A 6,214-nucleotide genomic window follows, 5' to 3' on the forward strand; every position below is an offset into this window, starting at 1 on the left:
GATTGATGTTAAAGCTGAGAAAGTCAGCACAGATAAAGAAAAGAAAGACCAAAACGTTTAGCACTTAAGACTGTAGTAGCACATGTTTGATATTGGTTTTCTCGAGCTGATTATTGTTGCGGTTCTCGCTCTTCTTATTCTCGGCCCCGAACGGCTTCCAAAAGCTGCGCAGACGGTTGGCCGCTGGGTTGGTAAAGCCCGGCGAATGGCCAGTACATTCAGCCAAGAAATTGATCGACAACTTGAAATTGAAACACTCCGCGAACAGTTAAAAGAGCAAGGCAAAAGCATTAATATTAATGATGATGCGAACAAAATTCACGAAACTGTCAGCCACGCTTTGGCTGAAGCCTCTTCAAGCTTTGAACCCGAAGCAAACAAGCAGCCAAAACGAGACAAGCAAGCAGAACCGGCCGAAGAAGATACTCTTAAGAAGTCTTGAGCGACTGAGTCGCCTTGCGCTGTAGAATAGTCTTGAGCCTGACGATAACCTTGAGCAGAAACAATCGCTTCCATCCGGAACAGGTAAACCCATGAGCGAGCAAGACTCCGTCAACCCGGACGACAAAGATCAAGCACAACCTTTGATCGCACACTTGATTGAACTTCGCGACCGTATGTTACGCGCCGTCATCGCCGTAATGGTTATTTTTCTTAGTCTCTATTATTTCGCGAACGACCTGTATTTTTTGCTTTCAGAACCTTTAAGAGCGCTTTTACCTGAAGGCGCAACAATGATCGCTACGGGCGTAGCATCGCCATTTCTAACACCATTCAAGTTGACGTTCGTTGCCTCTATTTTTATCGCCATGCCGGTAATTTTGTATCAGGTTTGGGCATTTATATCACCCGCTCTTTTTGACAAAGAGCGCAAACTCGCAATCCCTTTGCTCGTGTCCAGCATCATACTTTTCTACTTCGGCATGGCCTTCGCGTACTTTGTTGTGTTTCCTCTCGTCTTTGGATTCTTCACATCAGCCGGGCCTGAAGACGTCGCTATTATGACCGACATCAGCCAGTACCTCGACTTCGTCCTAAAGATGTTTTTCGCATTCGGGTTTGCTTTTGAAATACCCATTGCGATCATTATCTTAGTCGCAGTTGGTGCCACCTCAACCTCGAGCCTTTCAGAAAAACGTCCTTATCTCGTTATTGGCTGCTTCGTTGTTGGTATGTTGCTCACACCGCCTGATGTCATTTCTCAAACGCTCCTTGCTGTTCCAATGTGGCTCCTTTTTGAAGTAGGCCTTGTATTCGCCAAGATGATAGAGAAGCCCAACGATGAAACTGAAGCAGACACGCCAGCAACATGAACCTGTTACTGCTTAAAGCCAGGCAGATATGTGATCAGAATGTGGCATTGGATCAGTGTCAGGGCCTGAGGTACGGCCAGGCCAACATTACCGGCAGGCAGTTTCAGCATTTGTTGAAAACACTCAAAGCAGAGGTGGGTGATACCCTTAATGTAGGTATCGAAAACGGCATGATGGGCCAGGCTCGTCTGATTGAGATCAAGCCAGAACAGGCCCTTATTGAGTTTGACTGCAACGAACCTCCACCCTCTGCGCTTCCCCTCAAGTTAATACTCGCCCTACCGCGGCCAAAGATGCTCCGCCGCACCTTGCAAAGCTGCATCTCCATGGGCGTGAAAGACATCGTTCTTCTAAATTCATGGAAGGTCGAAAAGAGTTACTGGCAGACGCCGTGGCTCAGCGACCAGGCCCTCTATGAAAATGCTGTTCTAGGCCTTGAGCAAGCAAAAGATACCGTCTTGCCAAACATCCAGTTACGCAAATGGTTCAAACCCTTTGTTGAAGACGAGCTAAAGCGCTTCTCTCAAGCCAGCAGGCGAATACTCGCACACCCCGGCGCTATAGCATCATGCCCTGTTAATCTTGAGCAAGCTTGCACGCTGATGATTGGACCAGAAGGTGGCTTTACACGCTACGAAGCTGAGAAAATCCAAGAGCAGGAATTTGAAGTGGTGAATATCGGTACACGAATTTTGCGTGTGGAAACGGCTGTTCCCGCATTGATTTCAAGAATTTTTCCAAGCTAAGAGCAAAGCAAAATCATAGCCCCATAGCCCGCGTAGCAATTTGTCGCTTGATAAACGTATGCGCATTAACCGTATTAACGCCTGTATTTCTGAGCAAGCGCAACAACGGATCTTCGCTACCAAAAAGCCGTTTAAAACCTTCCATCCCGAGCATCATGGCTAAGTTCTCGCTCTTGCGCTGCCGCTGATAACGCTTCAACAAAACAGGATGAGAAAGCGCATAACCCTTCCGCTGAGCGTCTTGAAGAATCCCCTCCAATGCTTGGACATCGCTCAGGCCAAGATTCAGGCCCTGCCCTGCCAGAGGATGAATTGTATGTGCCGCATCGCCAAGCAATACCGCCTGATCGACAACATAGGATTTCGCATGACGCTGACGGAGGGGAAACAGACATCGCGCAGAAACACTTTTTACTTGACCTAAGCGGCCCTCAAGCTCTCTTTCTATAGATGCACAGAACGCCTTGTCATCAAGCGCATACGTCGATCTTGCGTGCGCAGTATCCAACGACCAAACAATGGAACAAAAGTGGGCATATCTTGAATCATTCTTATCTAGCGTATCGCGCAAAGGTAAGTAGGCGACCGGACCGCGCTCAGAAAAGCGCTGCCAAGCCGTCTCTTCGTGCGGTTTTTCCGTCTCAACCGTACAAACAATGGCACATTGTTGGTAATCCCACTCTCGGGTCGGGATATTCAATGCGCGGCGAACAAAAGAGTTCGCACCATCTGCCCCAATTAGGAGCTTGGTGCTGATCCGGCTATCGTCTTCAAAAACGAGCTCTCTAACCTTTTGCTGTTGATCGAGGTGCATGGCGCTGATTCGCGCCCCAAAAAAGTAATCTACCGAGTGTATGTCGGGGGCTGTATCTAGCGCTGCGAAACACGCGCTGAGTAAGGCTTGGTTTTCTATAATAAAACCGAGACAAGGGCGTTGGTAATCCAAAGCATCGAACTGAATACGACCTCCGCCAAGTTCCTCCCACACCTCCATATTGGCGTAGGGTTGGATCTGCTGCGGCTTTAAATGCGACCATACACCAATATCTTCAAGCCATTGCGCATTGGCTGGCGTAATCGCGCTCACACGAGAGGAGAAATCATCAACACACGTTCTGTCTTTTGTTGAGGATACGAGCCTAGGGTCCTGCGCATCCACTAAGGCAACGTGCAGCCCTGTCTTGGCAAGAGCGACAGCCGCGCTTGCACCTGAAATACCGGCTCCGACAATAACAAGATCATACATAGTACTCACCCCAAAAACGCCCTAAGACCCCACTCAACCAATCAACCAATCAACCCGCACTCAAAGGCTTAAGTGATTGGGCTCGACCCATGGTATGTCGCGCAAACTCGGTTTTTAACTCTTTAAACGAATTCAGTGCCACCAGGCCAGAACTCCTTAGAAGCGCTGGAACATGCGAGTCTGGAGAGAACAGCTCTACAAGTTGATCACTGAAATTCACGATTTTGAACTGTTCACCACGATGCGCATCAACAAGAGGCTTTAAATTTTTGTAAGCCCAAAACTCATTTTCCTTACAGAGGGTTAGGCCTTCGATAAATGCAACGATACCGCGCAAAGCAAGATTAAACCCTTGCCCAGCAACAGGGTGCAAACTATGAGCCGCATTTCCAACGACAAGCAATCGCTCGCGACATAGCTCTTTTGCTTGAGTGAGCGCTAGAGAGTACGCATCCCGCTCACCGACTTTATCAATTCGCCCTAAACGGCCACCGAATAGTGTTTCGATATGCGTTGCAAAGTCGGCGTCTGTCATCGCTATCATTTCATCAGCGACGTCATCATGCAGAGTCCAGACCAAAGCGCTGACGTCTCTCTTGAGCGGCAGTAAAGCAGCCGGCCCGGATTTAGCAAACCGCTCATAAGCAACGCCCTTGTTGTCTAACTCGGTTTTCAGATTCGTGATGATCGCTTTTTGATGGTAGGACTTTATTGAATAATCGATCCCGAGAGACCTGGCCAAATTAGATTCTGCGCCGTCAGCAATCACAAAGAGTTTTGCTGTTAGATTTTTTTTCTGAAGACGATCACCATCGGCCTTGTTTTCTATCACATCCAGCTCAAGCTGCGCGCAGGTATCGGTCATCTGAACCTGAGTAACCACCGACTGATCTAGAACCGCAACGTCACTTTCCATAAGCCGAGAATGCAACAGTCCGCCCAAAGCCATATTCGGAACCACATAACCGAGAGCATCAACACCCACATCACGTGCTTCAATCGACGTCGTGCCCATTTTACCTTGCTCGGAGACATGGACGCGATTAATCGCACAAGCTAGTGCCTGCTCAGCGTCCCATAATCCAAGAGCCTGGAGAAGTTCAATACTCCCTAAAGATATCGCGGTAGAGCGCAAATCAAAACTATTCTGCAACACTTCATGAGATACATCTTTGAGACGAAACTTCTCGATCAACGCAACCTTGAAACCACGCTCTGCCAGCCCAATAGCGAGCGGTATACCCACCATACCACCGCCAACAATCGCAATGTCGTAGTCAACTTGTTTGATCGTATTATCCATTTCAGAACGCTCAACCAACTCTTTCAAAATACACTGACCGGAAAGGATCTACCCTGCCATTAACGCTTCAATCTCGTCGATATCCTTTGGTACGCCAGAAGTCAGCACCTCGTTGCCCGTTTTAGTGACAACGACATCGTCTTCAATACGAACCCCAATACCGTGGTACTTTTTCGCTACGCCTTTGCTGCCCGGCGCGATATAGATGCCAGGTTCTACAGTCATCACCATGCCTGGCTCAAGCACTCGCCACTCACCACCAGTTTTATATTCACCAACATCATGCACATCCAACCCAAGCCAATGCCCTGTCCGGTGCATGTAGAACTGCTTATAAGTCTCGTTTTCAAGAATCTCTTCTCGCTTACCTTTCAAAATGCCCAACCGTAGCAAGCCATCAACGATAACGTTCACTGCCGCCTCATGCGGGTGATTCCAATGATTGTTGGGTTTCACCTGCTCGATTGCTGCGTACTGCGCATCTAGAACAATCTGATAGATCTCGGCCTGAGCCTCGCTGAACGCACCATTGACCGGGAACGTCCGCGTAATGTCAGAGGCATAAAGTTCTAGCTCACAACCGGCATCGATCAATACAAGATCTCCATCCTTCAACGCTTCGTTGTTTTCGATGTAATGCAATATGCAGCTATTGTCACCACCCCCAACAATCGAAGAATATGCCTGAAACCGAGCTCCCTTTTGCATACAACGATGAACAATCTCCGCCTCAAGGCTATATTCATAAAGCCCAGGCTTGCACGCTTTCATCGCCTGCACATGCGCTTGCGCGCTGATCTCACCTGCACGCTTCATGATTTTTATCTCAGCCTTACTCTTAAACAATCGAAGCTCATGCAAAGGGTACTCGATAGCGACAAACTCACCGGGTGGATGCGCGCCACTTCTGACCTTGCTGCGAATCGTGTTCACCCAGTCCATGATTTGTGCATCGAACTGCGCATTTCGACCAAGCGCATAAAACACCTTGTCGCGGCCTTCAATCAAACCAGGAAGAATTTCATCAATATCACTAATCGGAAACGCATCATCGAAACCAAGCTGCTTAATTGCGCCCTCAGGCCCAAGCATTTTGCCATCCCACATTTCTTTTGCCGGATCACGCTCTCGGCAAAAGAGCACAGCCTCGCCGTGCTCTCTACCCGGAATAAGCGCCAAGACAGCCTCTGGTTCATTAAACCCTGTTAGATAGTAAAAATCGCTATCCTGACGAAATTGAAAGTCAGCGTCATGGTTGCGCACCTTCAGCTTGGATGCAGGAAGGATTGCAATTGCGTTGTCGCCCATCTGCTCGGCAAGCGCTTTACGCCGTGCCGCGAATTCTTTCTTGGTAATGCTCATACGTTTAGTTCGTTATTCTGTTAATTCTAGATTGCTGCCGCGAGTGTTTTAATGAAGGGTCGGTGCAGTTTCTTCGTTTGAAGCACCGTCAGGCAGCTCATTAAACTCGAGGTAAAGATTTAACGTGCCTATCCGCACGTACTCACACACTTCGAAGAAATCGCGCTCACTGGTCTCCGAGCTATCCATACGGGAATCCAGTTGACTTATTTCTACCAAATCTCGAAGAATCTCTTGCAGATCC

Annotated in this window: 7 protein-coding genes; 3 read left to right on the forward strand and 4 right to left on the reverse strand. The window is 48.4% G+C overall.

Going from position 1 to position 6,214, the window contains the following annotated elements; genetic code table 11:
• Nucleotides 1-82 precede the first annotated feature (82 nt).
• The 3 genes from tatB to A3750_RS09020 all read left to right on the forward strand — a co-directional run bounded on the left by tatB (nt 83) and on the right by A3750_RS09020 (nt 2,059).
• Nucleotides 83-442: a Sec-independent protein translocase protein TatB gene (gene tatB, locus A3750_RS09010; protein WP_068454336.1), complete on the forward strand. Its 360-nt coding sequence runs from the start codon at nt 83-85 to the stop codon at nt 440-442.
• Nucleotides 443-533: 91 nt separating this feature from the next.
• A complete protein-coding gene (gene tatC, locus A3750_RS09015) occupies nt 534-1,313 on the forward strand; it encodes a twin-arginine translocase subunit TatC (RefSeq protein WP_068454339.1) in 780 nt (259 codons plus the stop codon).
• On the forward strand, nt 1,310-2,059 hold the full coding sequence (locus tag A3750_RS09020) for a 16S rRNA (uracil(1498)-N(3))-methyltransferase (RefSeq protein WP_082863126.1): 750 nt from the start codon (nt 1,310-1,312) through the stop codon (nt 2,057-2,059). Before tatC ends, A3750_RS09020 begins: the two co-directional genes overlap by 4 nt.
• Before the next feature lie 13 nt (nt 2,060-2,072).
• Here A3750_RS09020 and A3750_RS09025 read toward each other — a convergent pair whose 3' ends face one another.
• The 4 genes from A3750_RS09025 to A3750_RS09040 form a co-directional block, all read right to left on the reverse strand.
• Nucleotides 2,073-3,305, reverse strand: a complete 1,233-nt coding sequence (locus A3750_RS09025) for a UbiH/UbiF/VisC/COQ6 family ubiquinone biosynthesis hydroxylase (protein ID WP_068454342.1) — start codon at nt 3,303-3,305, stop codon at nt 2,073-2,075.
• Nucleotides 3,306-3,354: 49 nt separating this feature from the next.
• Entirely contained in the window at nt 3,355-4,608 is a 1,254-nt protein-coding gene (locus A3750_RS09030) for an FAD-dependent monooxygenase (RefSeq protein WP_068454345.1), read from the reverse strand.
• Between the two features lie 48 nt (nt 4,609-4,656).
• A complete protein-coding gene (pepP, locus tag A3750_RS09035; protein WP_068454348.1) occupies nt 4,657-5,970 on the reverse strand; it encodes a Xaa-Pro aminopeptidase in 1,314 nt (437 codons plus the stop codon).
• Between the two features lie 48 nt (nt 5,971-6,018).
• Nucleotides 6,019-6,214: UPF0149 family protein (locus A3750_RS09040; protein ID WP_156498496.1), on the reverse strand; the 196-nt coding region annotated here is incomplete at its 5' end.

The organism is Oleiphilus sp. HI0079, assembly GCF_001635105.1.